This is a genomic window from Caldimonas tepidiphila (assembly GCF_003569765.1).
Taxonomy (GTDB): domain Bacteria; phylum Pseudomonadota; class Gammaproteobacteria; order Burkholderiales; family Burkholderiaceae_C; genus Caldimonas; species Caldimonas tepidiphila.
Window position 1 is genome coordinate 1 of the sequence record NZ_QXMG01000155.1, and the last position, 1,539, is coordinate 1,539.

A 1,539-nucleotide genomic window follows, 5' to 3' on the forward strand; every position below is an offset into this window, starting at 1 on the left:
ATAACTCCGTCCGGGGTCAGGGGAATCTCGCTCTCAATCTATTTGCGCAACAAAGCCCCGCCGGACGACCTCGACGACCTGCCCGCGATCGCGCGCTCGCTGGCGCTGTCCTTCGATCATCACGCCTGTATCACCGGGCAGGACCTTTGGGCGCAGGCGGTACGGGCCTATCTCGCCGGAATATCCTTCATGGACGCCCAGATCGGGCGCCTGCTGCAGGCACTCGATGCCAGTCCCCATGCGCGCAACACGGTCGTCGTACTCTGGAGCGACCATGGCTTCCACCTGGGGGAGAAGTTCCACTGGCACAAGCAGGCCCTGTGGGAGCGCAGCACCCACATTCCCTTCCTCATTGGGGGCGCGGGCGCCGGGACAGTGGGCGGCCGGGTCTTCTCGGCAGTCAGCTTGGTGGATCTGTTCCCGACACTGACGGAACTGTGCGGCGTTCCCAGGCCGCTGCAGCTTTCCGGCCGTAGTCTTGTTCCTCTGCTGCGCGATCCGCGGAAGCCTTGGGATCACCCCGTGCTCATCGAGCGGGAAGGGGGGCACCGCGCGGTGCGATCGAACGAGTGGCGATACATCCGCTATGCCGATGGATCGGAGGAACTCTACGACCATCGGGTTGACCCGCAAGAGTGGCGCAACCTTGCGCCATTTAGCAAGTACAGCTCCGTCAAGGCGGAACTCGCTCGGCATTTCCCCTGATTGTTGAGCGCTTTATGAGAGACCTCGAGAAATCGGTTCCGGGCGCCGAACGAGCGACTCAGGCTTTACTTGAAGCCGGGATGTGTTTCCTTCCTGCCTTTGCTCTCCGATGAACGAGAGCCGGGGAAGTGGATGGGAGGTGGTGGTCTCCCGCTTAGAACCTATCCCAGTAGGACGAGTCCAAGGTCATACCTGATGCTGATGATTTCAGGAGACGACCATGGGACTGGTGAGCAAGCAGGGCTGTTCACTGCTGTCCAAGGTAGCGGCTGCTGAATGAGCTGGCGGGGTCGCGCCTTGCTGCGGACTCCGGACACGGGTCAAGCAGCGAGGACGAGATGAGCACATTGAGGCAATGCCTGGGACAGGTGAGCGACCCCAGGCGCGCGCAGGGCAAGCGCTACGACTTGGAGCATGTGCTGCTGTACTGCGTGCTGGCGGTGGTCTCGGGGGCGAGCTCGTATCGCAAGATCCACATCTTCATCGACACGCACTGGCCGCGGCTCAATGAGGTGTTCGGCAGCCGCTGGAAGCGTGCACCGGCCTACACCGCGGTACGCAAGATCCTGCAGGGGCTTGATGCGGCGCAGCTCGAAGCCGCCATGCGCAGCCTTGCCGGCGAGCAAGTGCAGCAATCGGCCTCGACCCCGGCGCGCTCGCTGGTGGCCATCGACGGCAAGACGCTGCGCGGCAGCCTCGACCGGCTCGAGGACCGGCAAGCCGCGCAGGTGCTCAGCGCGCTGGCCGTCAACGAGCGCGTGGTGCTCGGCCATGTGCTCATCGAGGACGCAGACAAGGATTGCGAGATCGCCGCCGCGCAGCGGCTCATCGAGC

At 63.9% G+C, this 1,539-nt stretch carries 2 protein-coding genes; both read left to right on the forward strand.

Features of this window, described 5'->3' with window-relative positions:
• The coding region (locus D3A59_RS24840; protein WP_205665276.1) for a sulfatase-like hydrolase/transferase at positions 1–705 on the forward strand (705 nt) is incomplete at its 5' end.
• Positions 706–1,043: 338 nt separating this feature from the next.
• Positions 1,044–1,539: ISAs1 family transposase (locus D3A59_RS24845; RefSeq protein WP_157991712.1), on the forward strand; the 496-nt coding region annotated here is incomplete at its 3' end.